The sequence below is a fragment of the Chloroflexota bacterium genome, assembly GCA_015478725.1.
Taxonomy (GTDB): Bacteria; Chloroflexota; Limnocylindria; order Limnocylindrales; family CSP1-4; genus C-114.
The window spans coordinates 14,960-29,612 of record JADMIG010000002.1 but is presented as its reverse complement, the minus strand read 5'-3'; the positions used below and the strand labels follow the sequence as shown (position 1 = coordinate 29,612).

General features: G+C 70.5%; 13 protein-coding genes. 11 read left to right on the top strand and 2 right to left on the bottom strand.

Going from position 1 to position 14,653, the window contains the following annotated elements:
* The first annotated feature begins 26 nt into the window (after nt 1-26).
* Together IVW53_02855 and IVW53_02850 are read left to right on the top strand one after the other, a co-directional pair.
* Nucleotides 27-1,244: an amidohydrolase gene (locus IVW53_02855; GenBank protein ID MBF6604504.1), complete on the top strand. Its 1,218-nt coding sequence runs from the start codon at nt 27-29 to the stop codon at nt 1,242-1,244.
* Nucleotides 1,241-1,921: a GNAT family N-acetyltransferase gene (locus IVW53_02850; protein MBF6604503.1), complete on the top strand. Its 681-nt coding sequence runs from the start codon at nt 1,241-1,243 to the stop codon at nt 1,919-1,921. Before IVW53_02855 ends, IVW53_02850 begins: the two co-directional genes overlap by 4 nt.
* Here the strand turns inward: IVW53_02850 and IVW53_02845 are convergent.
* On the bottom strand, nt 1,897-5,421 hold the full coding sequence (locus tag IVW53_02845; protein MBF6604502.1) for an AAA family ATPase: 3,525 nt from the start codon (nt 5,419-5,421) through the stop codon (nt 1,897-1,899). The genes IVW53_02850 and IVW53_02845 overlap by 25 nt on opposite strands.
* 217 nt (nt 5,422-5,638) lie before the next feature.
* Here IVW53_02845 and IVW53_02840 point away from each other — a divergent pair, with 217 nt between their 5' ends.
* From IVW53_02840 to IVW53_02800, 9 genes are all read left to right on the top strand, one after another.
* Nucleotides 5,639-6,880: an ATP-binding protein gene (locus IVW53_02840; GenBank protein ID MBF6604501.1), complete on the top strand. Its 1,242-nt coding sequence runs from the start codon at nt 5,639-5,641 to the stop codon at nt 6,878-6,880.
* An 859-nt stretch (nt 6,881-7,739) separates the two neighbouring features.
* Nucleotides 7,740-8,171 carry an Rrf2 family transcriptional regulator gene (locus IVW53_02835; GenBank protein ID MBF6604500.1) on the top strand — a complete coding sequence of 144 codons (432 nt, stop codon included), beginning with the start codon at nt 7,740-7,742 and terminating at the stop codon, nt 8,169-8,171.
* Nucleotides 8,168-9,064 carry a Fe-S cluster assembly ATPase SufC gene (gene sufC / locus IVW53_02830; protein ID MBF6604499.1) on the top strand — a complete coding sequence of 299 codons (897 nt, stop codon included), beginning with the start codon at nt 8,168-8,170 and terminating at the stop codon, nt 9,062-9,064. The genes IVW53_02835 and sufC overlap by 4 nt, the downstream gene beginning before the upstream one ends.
* A 5-nt stretch (nt 9,065-9,069) precedes the next feature.
* Nucleotides 9,070-10,347, top strand: coding sequence for a cysteine desulfurase (locus tag IVW53_02825; protein MBF6604498.1), 1,278 nt, complete (start codon nt 9,070-9,072; stop codon nt 10,345-10,347).
* A gap of 2 nt (nt 10,348-10,349) precedes the next feature.
* Nucleotides 10,350-10,769, top strand: coding sequence for an iron-sulfur cluster assembly scaffold protein (locus IVW53_02820; protein MBF6604497.1), 420 nt, complete (start codon nt 10,350-10,352; stop codon nt 10,767-10,769).
* Between the two features lie 42 nt (nt 10,770-10,811).
* The gene (moeB, locus tag IVW53_02815) at nt 10,812-12,011 is read left to right on the top strand and encodes a molybdopterin-synthase adenylyltransferase MoeB (GenBank protein MBF6604496.1); all 1,200 of its coding nucleotides are present in this window, start codon (nt 10,812-10,814) and stop codon (nt 12,009-12,011) included.
* Complete coding sequence (locus IVW53_02810; protein MBF6604495.1) at nt 12,008-12,280, top strand: MoaD/ThiS family protein; 273 nt, start codon at nt 12,008-12,010, stop codon at nt 12,278-12,280. The genes moeB and IVW53_02810 overlap by 4 nt, the downstream gene beginning before the upstream one ends.
* Before the next feature lie 88 nt (nt 12,281-12,368).
* Complete coding sequence (locus IVW53_02805) at nt 12,369-13,337, top strand: cysteine synthase family protein (GenBank protein MBF6604494.1); 969 nt, start codon at nt 12,369-12,371, stop codon at nt 13,335-13,337.
* Nucleotides 13,253-13,792, top strand: coding sequence for a M67 family metallopeptidase (locus IVW53_02800; protein MBF6604493.1), 540 nt, complete (start codon nt 13,253-13,255; stop codon nt 13,790-13,792). Before IVW53_02805 ends, IVW53_02800 begins: the two co-directional genes overlap by 85 nt.
* 3 nt (nt 13,793-13,795) lie before the next feature.
* On the opposite strand, the gene IVW53_02795 is transcribed toward IVW53_02800, so the two are convergent.
* Entirely contained in the window at nt 13,796-14,650 is an 855-nt protein-coding gene (locus IVW53_02795) for an ABC transporter ATP-binding protein (GenBank protein ID MBF6604492.1), read from the bottom strand.
* Nucleotides 14,651-14,653: the final 3 nt, after the last annotated feature.

Here is a 14,653-nt window from a genome sequence, read left to right as displayed (position 1 = left end):
TGGTCGGACCGCGCGATACTGCGACGATGACGACGACCCCCGCCGACCTGCTCCCCGCCGCCTCGGCCATCCTCCCCGAGCTCATCGCGATCCGTCGGGTGTTGCACGCCCGGCCGGAGATCGGCCTCCACCTGCCGGAGACACAGGCCGCGATCGCCACCGACCTCCGGGCCCTCGGGCTCGAGCCCCGGCTCGGAACCGTGCTCTCGTCCGTCGTCGCCGTCATCGAGGGGACGGCGCCTGGTGCCGCGACCGGCCCGGCGGTCCTTCTTCGGGCGGACATGGACGCGCTCCCGCTTCACGAGGATTCCGGCCTGCCGTTCGCGTCCGCGACGGATGGCGCGATGCACGCGTGCGGGCACGACACCCACGTCGCGATGCTCCTCGGCGGGGCTCGCCTGCTCCTTGCGCGCCGCGACCGCCTGGCGGGGAGCGTCATCCTCATGTTCCAGCCGGGCGAGGAGGGCTATCACGGGGCGCGGTTCATGCTCGAGGAGGGACTGCTCGAGGCGGCCGGCCGGATGCCGAGCGAGGCATTCGCGCTCCACACGAGCACCCGCTACCCGAGTGGGGCGATCGCCGTCCGTTCCGGGGCCATGCTCGCCTCCGCCGACACCCTCCGGATCACCGTCCGCGGCCGAGGTGGGCACGCCTCCGCGCCCCACCTCGCCCTCGATCCGATCACCGTGGCGGCGGATCTCGTCCTCGGGCTCCAGACGATGGTCGGTCGACGCATCGATGTCTTCGATCCCGCGGTCGTCACGATCGCCCACGTCACGGCGGGCACCACCTCCAACATCATCCCCGAGACGGCCTTCCTCGAAGGCACCATCCGGACGGTCTCCGAGGAGACCCGGACCGGCATCTCGACCCACATCCGCCAGCTGGTCGCCGGGACGGCAGCCGCTCACGGGGCGGCCGCGGACGTCGAGATCGAGGCGGGTTACCCGGTGACGATGAACGACCCGGCCGCGGTGGAGCGGATCGTCGCAACGGCGACCGACCTCGTCGGCACGGACGCGATCCTTCGCCTCGACGCGCCGATCATGGGCGCGGAGGACTTCTCCTACATCCTCCAGCGTGTCGACGGGGCGATGGCGTTCATCGGTGCGCGGCCGGCCACGGACGACCCGATGACCGGCCCGCAGAACCACTCGAACCGGGTCGTCTTCGAGGAGGCGCCCATGGCGATCGGGGCGGCTTTGCACGCCGCGGTCGCGCTGCGGGCCCTCGCCCCGCGATGATCGCGGTCCTGACGGACGCGGAGATCCTCGATCTCGTCGATGAGAATCTCGCCGCGTTCCGGCGATCCCTCGTGGGCGGCCGGATGGACCGATCCGCGCGGGGGACCACGGGGCACGAGGATGGCTACCGCACGTGGACCCGAGGCCACGTCGACGGCGCGCTCGAGCGCGCGCTCCCGCTGGCCGGCTTCAGGCCGTCGGTCGATCTGCCCGTCATGATCCTCGAGGGGCCGCCGACGCCGGCGAGCGGGACGTCCGGAACGACGGTCCGGCGGGTGGCCGACGCGATCGATCGGGCGGCACTGAGGTCCGTCGTGGAGCTCGCCGACCCGGGCGGGGCGATCGATCGAGCGGGGATCGACATGGCCCTCGACGACGACAGATGGTTCGACGGGGCGGGGAACGCCGCGTTCATGGGGTTCGACGAGCGCGGCGTCGCGGCCGCCGCGGCGATGTCGTTCACCCACGGCCCGATGACGCGGATCGTCTGGGTCGGGACCGCTCCGGCGATGCGGCGGCTCGGTCATGGCGCGGCGGTCCTCGGCGCGGCGGTGCAGTCCGGGCTCGCAGGCGGCGCCCGCCTGACCGTCCTCGAATCGTCGCCGTCGGGCGAGCCGTTCTATCGCGCTCTCGGCTTCCGGACGATCACCCGCTATCGGGTCTGGATCGCCGACTGAACGGCGGAGTCGAGACGGTCGAGGTACGGTCGCGCCCCGACGCGCTCGAAGGTCGTCCGGGCCTCGTCCGCGGCGGAGCGGACCTCCGGATCGTCCAGGCCGAGCAGGATGACCATGTCCAGATCCACGCAGGCAAGCTTGAAGCCGAGCCGAAGGTCGCGATATCGGTCTCTGGCGTCGCGGTAGCCCGCGAGCGCGTCCTCCCGGCGCCCTTCGAGAGCGGCGATGCCGGCCCGGGCGGCTACCCTATCGGCGGCCTGGAGCGCCGCGCCGGCATCGGGATCGGCATCGAGTCGGTCGGCCGTCGAGCGCGCGGCGGCGAGGTCGCCTCCCCAGAGGGCGGGCCGCATCGCGTCGTCGAGGTAGATCGCGGTGAGCCCATGCTCCGTGTCCGCCGCTCGGACCATCTCGTCGAAGGCGACGCGGTACTCGCCTCGCCAGAGTGCTCGGTCCCCGCGGAGATACGCGGCCGCCGCGATCGTCCCCGTGTAACTGCTGCCGGCAGCGACCGCGTCGAGGCGTTCCGCGTCAGCGTCCGTCGGTTCGCCGCGGGAGACGAGGATGAGGGCTCGGCTGGCGAGGATCGCCGCCTCGTCGATCGGTGAGCGTGCGACGGCGAGCGCCTCTTCTGCGATGACGAGTGCAGCGTCCCAATCCTCACCGGCCCACCACGCGGTGGCGATCGCCGAATTCGCGATCCATTCGGCCATCTGGAGGTTGCCGACCCGACGCGCGAGCTCGAGGTTGGCGAATTGCATCTGGCCAGCCCGATACGGATCGGTGCTCCAGAGGACAGACGTGAGGTTGCTCCGGGCGCGCAGTTCCGCGGCGACGAACCCACCGTGCTCGGCGATGGCGATGGCGGTTTCCATGAGCGCGACCGCCTCCCGCCGCCGTCCGAGATACGAGAGCGCCGCGGCCTTGTTGTTGAACGCGTCCGCGACGACCTCCTCGAGGTCGAGGCGCTCGGCAATGGCGAGCGCGCGATCGGCCATCTCGACCGCCTCGGCCGACCGGTCGTTCCGATAGAGCGACCGCGAGAGGTTCGCGAGCAATCGCGCCCGGACCTGCTCCGGCGTATCGTCGGAGAGCCCATCGAGCGCCGTCCGCAGCTCGTCGAGGGCGGACGCGACCTTTCCTGCATTGAGGAGGATCGCTCCGAGCTCGGCGGTGGCCCGGCCTGCGCCGGCGGGATCTTCGGCCCGTCGAAATTCCTCGACGGCCTCCCGGGCCAGGGTCTCGGCGCGGTCGTGATCCGCCGCATCAGAGGCGGAGGTCGCGGCCCGGATCCGCAGGTCGGCGCGCTCGGCCGCATCGGGCGTTACGGCGACCGCCTGGACGAGATAGGTCACGGCCTGGTCGTGGGCGCCGAGCGATGCCGCTCGCTCAGCCGCTCCGCGGAGCGCGAGTCGGGCCTGGATCGCGACCGCCTCCGCCTCTGCCCCGGCGGCGGACGCCTCGTGCGCGGCGAGGTAGTGCGACGCGAGCGCGCCGGCGAGCTCGTCCTCACCGAGCATCTCGAAGTAGCGGGCGGCGGCGAGGTGGCGCGTCCGACGCTCCCGCCGCGCCAACGCCGAGTAGGCGACCTCGCGGATGAGCGACTGGACGAAGCGATACTGGCCCCGCTCCGGCGAGCGCGGGTCAGCCTCGAGCTCGAACATCTCGCGACGGACGAGCGCGAGGAGTCGCGCCTCGAGATCGGCCGGCTGCCAGCCGTTCACCGCCGCGAGGCCGGCGACCGTGAAGGCGTGGCCGAGGACCGACGCATCGAGGACGAGCGAACGGTCCGTCGGATCGAGGGCGTCGAGCCGCGAGGCGATGAGCGAACGGAGCGTCTCCGGGATCGCGAGCTGATGGAGGTCCCCGATCGGCCGGTAGGCGCCGTCCGATACCTCGAGCCGCCCGTCGGCGACGAGGGCCCGGACGGTCTCGACCGCGTAGAGCGGGATCCCGTCGGCACGGCCGAGGATCGCGTCGACTGCGGCGCGCGGGAGGCCGGGCACGAACCCCGCCAGCAACTCGCGCATCGCGGCTTCCGAGAGCGGCTCGAGCGCCACCGCGGTGACGTTTCGACGGGCCGTGCCCCAGTCCGGACGGCGGTCGAAGAGCTCCGGTCGGGCGAGCGTGATGACGACGATCGGGACGCCCTTCGACCAGTCGAGCACATGATCGATGAAGTCGAGGAGGCCGGAGTCCGCCCACTGCAGGTCCTCGAAGAGGAGAACCGTGGTGCCCTTCGCCGCGATCCGCTCGAAGAAGATCCGCCACGCCGCGAACAGGACGTCGCGACCGCCCGGCGGCGCGGGCTCCAGGCCGAGGAGGGTGAGGAGGGCCGGCTCGACCCAGCGGCGGTCGTCCGGGTCCGGGATGTGCTCGTCGAGTGTCGCCGAGATCCGCGCCCGAGTCGTCGGTTCGTCGTCCGTCTCCGCCAGCCGGGCCCGGCGGCGGACCATCTCGCCGAGAGCCCAGAACGTGATGCCGTCGCCGTACGCGGGGGAGCGGCCGCGATGCCAGTAGACAGTTTCCATGAGCCCGTCGATGTACTTCTCGACCTCCCAGGCGAGGCGGCTCTTGCCGATGCCGCCGGCACCCGTGATGGAGACGAGCCGGGTGCGTCGATCGCGGCCCGCCGTCGTGAGGGCGTCCTTGAGCAGGCGGAGTTCGTCGTCGCGGCCCACGAACGGTGGTTCCGGCAGGTCCGACCGGCCCTGCCCGCCGCGCTGGGCCACCACCCGCAACGCTCGCCACGCCGGGACCGGTGACGTCTTGCCCTTGAGAAGTTGCTCGCCCACCTCCTCGAACGCGATCGCCCGCGACGCGGCGCGGTGGGTCGCCTCGCCGACGAAGACGGACCCGGGCGGTGCGATCGACTGGAGCCGGCTCGCGGTGTTGACGAGGTCGCCGGCGACCATCCCCTGGTTCGTTGCCCCGAGGGTCACGGCGGCCTCTCCGGTGAGGATGCCGGCCCGTGCGGTGATCGACGGGTGGAGGGTGCGCACGGCGTCGACGAGGTCGAGGCCCGCGCGGACCGCGCGCTCCGCGTCGTCCTCGCGAGCGATCGGGGTGCCCCAGACCGCCATCACCGCATCGCCGATGAACTTCTCCACCGTGCCGCCGTAGCGGTCGACGACGTCGGAGGCGAGCCCGAAGTAGCGCGAGAGGGTCTCGCGGACCTCCTCCGCATCGCGGCCTTCGGCGAAGGTCGTGAACCCGACGAGGTCCGCGAAGAGGACCGTGACGAGCCGGCGCTCGGCGATGGGGGCCTGGTACGACGGGGTCGCGCCGGGGCGGGTCGGTGTGGCTGCGTCGGCACCGGCAGTCGGTGTGGCCGCTCCGTCGCCGGGTGTCGACACGACGGGAACGCCGCACTCGCCGCAGAACCGTGCCGTCGGACTGAGCGAGCTCCCGCAGCCCGCACACGCGATCGCGAGCTTCGTCCCGCACTGTTCGCAGAACTTCAGTCCGGCGGGGTTCGTCGCCCCGCACTTCGTGCAGATCACGCCGGCACCGCCGTCGATTCGCTTCCTCGTTCGTGGGTGCCGAGAGGGTAGCCCATCGCGCGAGCCGTCGCGACCCGCACCGCCTATGCGGCATCTGCGGTAGAACACGTGGTTCCTTATCGCCCTCCTGTAGCAGCGCGAAACAACCCCCTGACATCGGCGCAAAACAACCCCCTGTTGATTGACAGATCCGGACTCGGCGACGAGACTCGTTCGTATGGAATACCGCCCGAGAGTCATCGACGCGCAGCTCAACGCGGCGCTCCAGTCTGCGGGGGCGGTTGTAATCGAGGGCCCCAAGGCGAGCGGCAAGACCGAGACAGCCCGGCAGGCGTCGCGGAGCGAAGTGCGGATCGACACGCTCGCGTCGCACCAGGCAATGGCTGTCTCGCCCGAGCTGCTCCTCGAGGGGCCCACTCCGCGCTTGCTTGACGAATGGCAGGTCGAGGAAGATCTGTGGAACTACGTTCGCCATGCCGTCGATGATCGGCAGGCCAAGGGGCAGTTCATCCTCACGGGCTCCGCTGCCGCTCGCGACGACCCGAGGCGTCACCCTGGAGCCGGCCGCTTCATCCACTTGCGGATGCGGCCGATGACGCTCGCGGAGACTGGCCACTCGACTCGACGGGTTTCGCTCGCGTTGGTTCTCGCTGGCGAACCTGTGGCCGCACCGGAGCCCGGGCTCACCGTTCCAGCCATCGCCGAACGCCTCGTCATTGGCGGATGGCCGGCCCACATCGACCTCAACGCGCGCCAAGCGCAGCGTCTGATGGCCGGCTACATCGAGGATGTGTGCCGCGACGACATCACTCGGCTCGACGGGATCCGACGCGACCCTGCCGGCGTCCGTCGTGTTCTCACCTCCTTGGCCCGGAATGTCGCGACTCCCGCGAGCATGGAGGCGATTACGGCGGACGCTGCGGGCGCGGATCGCACGATCAAGATCGAGACCGTGAAGATCTATCTCGACGCGCTCGCTCGGTTGATGATCATCGACGACCTGTCCGCCTGGAAGCCTGACCTCCGCAGCCGAGCCAGGCTGCGCGCGGCGAGCATCCGGCATCTTGCTGACCCAGCTCTTGCGGCCGCGGCCCTCGGGGCGACACCAGCGCGGCTACTGGGTGACATCAACTTCATGGGCTTCTTGTTCGAGTCGATGGTCGTTCGTGACCTGCGGGTGTATGCCCACGCGTTGGAAGCAGAGGTCTTCCACTACCGGGACGAGAAGGGCCTCGAGGCAGACTCAATCATCGAACTTGCCGACGGCAGGTGGGCGGCCTTCGAGATCAAACTTGGGTCGTCACCGGAGGTCGTTGACGGCGCAGCTGCGGCTCTGCGCAAGCTCGCTGAGAAGGTGGCCACTCCACCGGTCGCGCTCGCCGTCATCACCGGGACCGGCTATGCGCTCACTCGCAAGGATGGCGTGCTCCAGATCCCTGTGGGTGCGCTCGCCGGCTGATTGGCCAGGGCGCCTTTCCAGTCGGCCCGGAGGTCGTCGTGGCCCATCGGTTGCTCAAGAACCACGCCGCCGAGCTCATCGGCCATGGAGCGTATGCCCTGATCACGGAGCCGGCGGCGTCATACCTCGAGGTCCCCGACGACGGCGCGCGAGCTCATCGAGACATACGAGCACTATCCGCCGATTGCCACGCGGGTGTACCCGCTCCGCCAGATGTGATTCCGACGGACGTTGTCGACAGCGTGGACCTGCCCGGCTTCCGCCGGATCCGACGACCGGCCGGGGTATGGCGCGACACGCCGTTGGGGACAGGTGACCACCAGGCGCGCGATGGTCAGCGACTCCCCACGCGGCGCTGGCAGAGCTCCGACCTGCAGACCAACGCCCGCCTGTGGCCATCTGCCGGAATCTCGGACCACACCCATGCACGTCGTGCTCCCGCGAGGTCTCAGGCGGACTCCTGTACGACCGGCAACCGGCGGCCGGGCTTCGATGGAACGGTCGGTGGAAAGACATCGGCGATCGAACGGTAGTGAGCCATGGCCTCCGACGCACGGTCAAGGTTCCGCCCGACAGATCTCTAAGCTCCGGCCCACGAGGAGCCGCCCGCGGCAACTACCCCCCGCCACCGCGTTGACGCGTTCGCGCTGTCCGCCGTACAGTAATCCCGAGCAGATCGCTCGGGATTGAGGACCGACCCCTGACCGCGACCGTACCCACCGCCAACCCCGCTCCCGGGACCGCGCCGAACACGCTCGCCCCCGCGCCCGCCACGAACGTACCCGCGCCCGTCACCTCGCACCGCGGCCAGTTCCACGGCAGCGGCGCGGTCTCGTTCAGCACGAAGGGCGAGTACGGCGTGCGACTCATGGTCCAGCTCGGCCGGCACCACGGTCGCGGTCCGGCGAGTCTCGCCGAGATCGCCGCCGAGGAGGACCTGCCGCGGGCCTATCTCGAGCAGCTCGTCATGAGCCTTCGCGACGCGGGCCTCGTCACGAGCACGCGGGGGGCGCGCGGCGGCTACGAGCTGACCAGACCCCCGGCCGAGACGAAGATGGGCGAGATTCTCCGGGCGCTCGAGGGGCCGCTGGCACCGATGGTCTGCGCGAGCGAGGATCCGGAGCACGCGCTCCACTGCGACCGGAGCGCATCGTGCACGGTCAACCTGCTCTGGGTCCGGATCCGCGACGCGATCGCCGGCGCGCTCGACAGCATGACCCTCGCCGACCTCGTCCCACTCCGCAAGACGGATCCCCCCGCCGTCGCCACAGGAGCACCGAACCCATCGTGACCGACCGTACCGCCGCCCAGCCGAACTCGACGGACCGCGACCTCGTCATCCGCGGTCTGCGCGTCGCGCCCATCCTCAACCGTGAGCAGGAGATCCTCCAGGGCATCGACCTGACGATCCACCCGGGCGAGGTCCACGCGATCATGGGCCCGAACGGCTCCGGCAAGACGACCCTCTCGTATGCGCTCATGGGACACCCGGGCTACGTCGTGACCGGCGGCCAGGTCCACTGGAAGGGTCGCGACATCCTCGCCCTCTCGCCGGACAAGCGAGCCCGCCTCGGGATGTTCCTTGCCTTCCAGTACCCGACGGCCGTCCCCGGCCTGAGCGTCGCGTCCTTCGTCCGCTCCGCCTTCAACGCCCACCTCCAGGGGGTCGACAAGAGCGGCGACATCGACCCCACGGATCCCGCCCGCGGCGGCATCTCCATGCGCGACTTCCGCAACAAGATGCGCGAGACGTTCGCCCTCCTCAAGATCGATGAGGGCTTCGCCACCCGGTACGTGAACGACGGCTTCTCCGGCGGCGAGAAGAAGCGCCTCGAGATGCTCCAGATGGCGGTCCTCCGGCCGGAGATGGCGATCCTCGACGAGACGGACAGCGGCCTCGACATCGATGCCCTGCGGATCGTCGCCGAGGGCGTCAACGCGATGCTCAGGCCGGAGATGGGCGTCCTCGTCATCACCCACTACCAGCGGCTCCTCGACTACATCACGCCGGACTTCGTCCATGTCCTCGCGGCCGGCCGGATCGTCCTGTCAGGCGGCAAGGAGCTCGCCCTTCGACTCGAGGCCGAGGGATACGGCCCGATCCTTCGCGAGTCGGGCCTCGAGGTGACGGTCCCGGACGAGGCGCTCGCGATCCCGCGCGAGCCGCTCGAGGTCGCGTCCTGACCGCCATGACGATCGCCGAGCCGTTCTCGATCGCAACGGACCCGCGAGGCCCGCTCGACCCCCACGCCCTCCGAGCCGAGTTCCCGATCCTCGCGACGACCGTCCATGGGCACCCGCTCGTCTATCTCGACTCCGCGTCCACGAGTCAGAAGCCACGCGCCGTCATCGACGCCCTCGATGGGTTCTACGAGGGATACAACGCGAACGTCCATCGCGGGATCTACGAGATCGGCGAGCGAGCCACGGCGGCGTACGAGGCCGCCCGCTCCTCCGTCGCCCGGTTCATCAACGCGCCGGACCGCCACGAGATCGTCTTCACCCGCAACGCGACGGAGGCGATCAACCTCGTCGCCTACAGCTGGGGCCGCCGGAACATCTCGCGCGGCGACACGATCGTGCTGACCGAGATGGAGCATCACGCGAACCTCGTTCCGTGGCAGCTCCTCGCCCAGGAGCGCGACGCGGACCTCGAGTTCATCCCGATCACGGATGACGGCCTCCTCCGCCTCGACGTGCTCGACGTCCTGCTCAGGCTCAAGCCGAAACTCGTCGCCTGCACCCAGGTCTCGAACACGCTCGGGACGATCAATCCAGTCCGCGAGATGGTGGAGCTCGCCCACGCGGCGGGCGCCCTCGTTCTCGTCGACGGTGCGCAGGCGGTCCCGCATCTCCCGGTGGACGTCCAGGCGCTCGGGGCGGACATGTACGCCTTCAGCGGCCACAAGATGCTCGGCCCGACCGGCTCCGGAGCGCTGTGGGCCCGGCGCGAGCTCCTCGAGGCGATGCCGCCGTTCCTTGCCGGCGGCGAGATGATCCGCGAGGTCCACCTCCGCCGCTCCGAGTGGAACGACATCCCGTGGAAGTTCGAGGCGGGGACGCCGGACATCGCCGCGGCCATCGGCCTGGGCGTCGCGGCGGACTACCTCCGCGAGCTCGGCATGGAGCGGGTCGCCGCCCACGAGCGGGAGCTCGTCACGTACGCGCTCGCGACGCTCGCCCGCGAGATCCCGGGGATCGTCCTCTACGGCCCGCAGGCCGTTCAGCGAGGCGGGGTGATCCCGTTCAATCTGCCGGGCATCCATCCCCACGATGTCGCCCAGATCCTCGACCGATCCGGGGTCGCCGTCCGCGCCGGCCACCATTGCACGATGCCCCTCCACGAGCGGCTGGACCTGGCCGCGACCGCCCGGGCGAGCTTCAGCGTCTACTCGACCCGCGAGGACATCGATGCGCTCGTCGCCGGCCTGCACGACGTCCAGCGCGTCTTCGGGAGCGCCTCCTGACGATGGACGATCTCTATCGCGACTACATCCTCGAGCACTCCCGCCGGCCCCACAACTTCGGGATCATCGAGGCGCCGAGCGCGAGCTACGAGGGCTCGAATCCGCTGTGCGGGGACCGGATCACGCTGCAGCTCGCCGTCCGCGCTGGGCTCGTCGAGCGGGTGGGCTTCACCGGCCGCGGCTGCGCGATCAGCCAGGCCAGCGCGAGCCTCCTCACCGACGAGATCAAGGGCAGACCGCTCGCCGAGGTCGAGGCGTTCCGCGCGGACGACCTCCTCGACCTGCTCGGCATCGACATCAGCCCTGCCCGCCTCAAGTGCGCGATGCTCAGTCACGACACCCTGCGCCATGCCCTCGGCGAGCTCGACGCTCCCGGCGACCCGGCGATCTCATCCGCAACCCAGGAACCAGCCACGCCCTGACGCCCGAGCGTCAGCCTGTCGATCAACGGAGTCCCCGTCCTCATGCCACGAACCTATGCAGAGCTCCTCAAGGCGGCTCGCATCGAGATCCCCGAGGTCAGCCCGACCGAAGCCGACCAGCTCCGCGAGTCCGGCGCCGAGGTGACGATCGTCGACGTCCGGGAAGACTCCGAATGGGAGCAGGGCCATGTCCCGGGCGCGCTCCACATCTCGAAGAGCTACGTCGAGATGGAAATCGAGGCGGCCGTCCCGGACCGCGATCGGCCGGTGATCCTCTACTGCGCCGGCGGCGTCCGCTCGCTCTTCGCCGGCCAGACGCTCCACGCACTCGGCTACACGAACGTCCGATCGCTCGGTGGCGGCTTCCAGGCCTGGAAGAGCGCCGGCCGTCCATGGTCGATGCCCGCCATCCTCACCCACGAGCAGAAGCAGCGCTACAGCCGCCACCTGCTCATGCCGGAGGTCGGGGCGGAGGGCCAGGCGAAGCTCCTCGACGCGAAGGTCCTCCTCATCGGTGCGGGCGGCCTCGGCAGCCCGGCGGCTCTCTACCTCGCCGCGGCGGGCGTCGGGACGATCGGCATCGTCGACTTCGATGTCGTCGACCTCAGCAACCTCCAGCGCCAGGTCATCCACACCACCGACCGAATCGGGACGAAGAAGGTGGACTCCGCCCGGGCGGCGATCGCGGCCCTCAACCCGGAGGTCCGCGTCGTCGCTCACGAGGAGATGCTGACCGGGGCGAATGTCGACCGCATCATCGCCGGCTACGACGTCATCCTCGACGGGACGGACACGTTCGAGACGCGGTACACGCTCAACGACGCGGCCGTCGCTGCGAGGATCCCGGTCGTCCACGCGTCGGTCTACCGATTCGAGGGACAGCTCACCGTCTTCCGTCCGTTCGAGGGACCGTGCTACCGCTGCCTCTACCCGACGCCGCCGCCGCCGGAGCTCGCACCCGGCTGCTCGGTCGCCGGCGTCCTCGGGGTGGTGCCGGGGATCATGGGTCTCCTCCAGACGAACGAGACGCTCAAGCTCATCCTCGGCATCGGCGAATCGCTGAGCGGCCGGCTGTTGCTCTTCGATGCCCTCGACGCATCGTTCACGGAACTGAAGCTCCGCCGCGACCCGGCCTGCCCGGTCTGCTCGGATGCTGCGGTCGCGGCGCTTGAGGGCGGCACGCCGCTTGAGGTCGCGTCCGTCGGCGGCGAGGCGCCGTTCGCCCTGGAGGTGCGACCGTGACCGTCGTCCGCATCCCGCCCGTCCTTCGGGCGACCGTCGGCGGTGCCAAGGAGGTGACCGTCGCCGGCTCGACCGTCGGCGAGGCGCTCGCGGCGCTGGTCGGCGCCCATCCGAGCCTCCGCGACCAGCTCCTGACGGCGGACGGCACGCTCAATCGCTTCGTCAACGTCTATCTCGACGGCCAGGACATCCGCTACCTCCAGGAGCTTGCAACGCCGGTCACGGAGCGCGATTCGATCATCGTGCTGCCGGCGATGGCCGGTGGCTGACGTGGCCGCCGACGCGCGGGCGTCGGCCGTCTCGGCCGCCGACTCGGCGTCGGCTCTCTCGGCCGCCGACGCGGCGGAGCCCGTGCTCTTGGCCGGCGGCGGCCGGAGGCGGTTCGCTTCGATCGTCGACGCGATCGGGAACACCCCGCTCGTGGAGATCGCGCGGCTGTCCCCCAGTCCGGAGGTCCGCCTGTTCGCGAAGCTCGAGATGCTCAACCCCACCGGGTCCGTGAAGGACCGGGCGGCGAAGTACCTCATCGAGGATCTCGAGCGGTCCGGGCGGCTCAGGCCCGATTCGATCATCCTCGAGCCCACGTCCGGCAACACCGGGATCGCGCTCGCGATGATCGCCCGTCGCAGGGGATACCGGATCGCCCTCGTCATGCCGGACAACGTCACCAGCGAGCGACGCGAGGTCGCCCGACTCTTCGGAGCGGAGATCCTCGACTCGCCGGGCGTGCAGGGAAGCAACGGCGCGATCGCCCTCGCCCGCCGGCTTGCCGCCTCGGATCCACGCTACGTGATGCCGGACCAGTATGCGAACGAGGCGAACCCGCGGGCGCACTACGAGACGACCGGGCCGGAGATCCTCGCCGATTGTCCGGAGATCGACGCGTTCGTCGCCGGATTCGGGACGGGCGGCACGCTCATGGGGGTGGGCCGATACCTGCGCGAGCACCGTCCGGACGTCCGCATCTACGCGGCCGAGCCGATGCCCGGCGAGAACGTCCAGGGACTCCGCTCGCTCGACGACGGGTTCGTGCCGGAGATCTTCGACCCCGCCCTCATCGACGGGAAGTTCCTCGTGACGAACCGCGAGAGCATCGTCGCCCTCCGCGAGCTCCTCGACCGCGAGGGGATCTTCGCCGGACCGTCATGTGGCGCCGTCCTCGTGGCCGCGATCCGCGTGGCCCGCGCGATGATCTCGGCCGGTCGTGGCGGCACGATCGTCGCGCTGCTTCCGGACGGGGGATGGAAGTACCTTTCTGCCGGCGCATTCACCCGCGACCTGGACGAGATGGAGAGCGATCTCGAGGGCGGAGTCCACTGGTGGTGATCGGCCATCCTGGGCCGGCCTTCGCAACCCTTCGGGAGGTGCTTCGCGAGGCGCTCATCGAGCATGCCCGACACGAGTATCCGAACGAGGCGTGCGGGATCGTCGTCGGCGACCGGCCGGCAGCGGAGGGCGGCATCGCGCTCCGCTTCGCCCCGACGCGGAACGCCGCCGCGTCGCCGCTCCGTTACGAGATCGACTCCGCCGACCTCCTCCGGCTGACGCTCGAGACGGACGATGCCGACGAGTCGTTCTGGGCCATCGTCCACTCGCATGTGCGCTCGTCGGCCCGTCCCTCGCCGACGGACGTCCGCGCCGCCCGTTATCCGGACGCGCTGTACATCCTCGTCTCGCTCGCGGACGACCAGGCGGATCCGGTCACGGGCGAGCCTTCCGTCCGAGCCTGGCGGATCGTCGGCGACGACGTGTTCGAGGTGGTCCTCCAGCGCGCCGACTGACCGTCAGCCCGGCGGCGTGGTCGCCGCACCCGCGGCACCCCCGGCCCGCGCCACGAGCGCCTCGATGAGGGCATCCTCGGTCGGCGTCGATCCGAGCCCTGCGGCAGCGCCGACATGGGCGGCGAGCGGTGCCTCGAGGTACGTCGCGGCGAGGATCGGCCAGCTCACCTCGGCAAAGACCCGAGCCGGGGGTCCGTCGAGGACCACCCGGCCGGCCTGCATGACCACGACGCGCGGGAACGTCTCGGCGACGAACCGCATGTCGTGGCTGATCGCGACGACCGTCCGGCCGGTGGCAGTGAGCTCCGCGACGATCGTCCGCATCTGCGCGATCCCCGCGAGATCCTGCCCGGTCGTCGGTTCGTCGAGCACCACCGCGGGCGTCTCCATGGCGAGGATGGAGGCGGTCGCGAGGAGTTTGCGCTTCGAATGACCGAGGTCGTAGGGGTTGTCCGTCGCATGACCCGTCAGGCCGACCCGCTCGAGCGCAGCGTCGACGCGCGAATCCAGCGCGGACCCGCGAAGGCCGACATTGCGGGCTCCGAAGGCGACCTCTGCCCGGACACGCCCGGCGAAGATCTGGCGATCCGGATTCTGGAAGACGACGCCGACGAGCCGGGCGAGCTCCGCCACGTGCCGCCGCCCGACGTCCGTCCCGCCGACGATGACGCGACCCCCGGTGGCGCGAAGCAGACCGTTGAGGTGCCGGACGAATGTCGACTTGCCGCTCCCGTTCTGGCCGACGATGGCGACGGACTCCCCGGCCGCGACCCGGAGGTCGATCCCGTCGAGCGCGCGCGTCCCATCCGGATACACGAAGCCCAGACCCACCGCCTCGAGCTCGATCCCGCCGTCCATCGT

Bases quoted from the DNA above. Each gene is read 5' to 3' on its own strand.
- IVW53_02795 (MBF6604492.1), bottom strand. From the start codon at position 14,650: ATGGACGGCGGGATCGAGCTCGAGGCGGTGGGTCTGGGCTTCGTGTAT.
- IVW53_02840 (MBF6604501.1), top strand. From the start codon at position 5,639: ATGGAATACCGCCCGAGAGTCATCGACGCGCAGCTCAACGCGGCGCTC.
- IVW53_02825 (MBF6604498.1), top strand. From the start codon at position 9,070: ATGACGATCGCCGAGCCGTTCTCGATCGCAACGGACCCGCGAGGCCCG.
- moeB (MBF6604496.1), top strand. From the start codon at position 10,812: ATGCCACGAACCTATGCAGAGCTCCTCAAGGCGGCTCGCATCGAGATC.
- IVW53_02855 (MBF6604504.1), top strand. From the start codon at position 27: ATGACGACGACCCCCGCCGACCTGCTCCCCGCCGCCTCGGCCATCCTC.
- IVW53_02850 (MBF6604503.1), top strand. From the start codon at position 1,241: ATGATCGCGGTCCTGACGGACGCGGAGATCCTCGATCTCGTCGATGAG.
- IVW53_02820 (MBF6604497.1), top strand. From the start codon at position 10,350: ATGGACGATCTCTATCGCGACTACATCCTCGAGCACTCCCGCCGGCCC.
- IVW53_02800 (MBF6604493.1), top strand. From the start codon at position 13,253: ATGGAAGTACCTTTCTGCCGGCGCATTCACCCGCGACCTGGACGAGAT.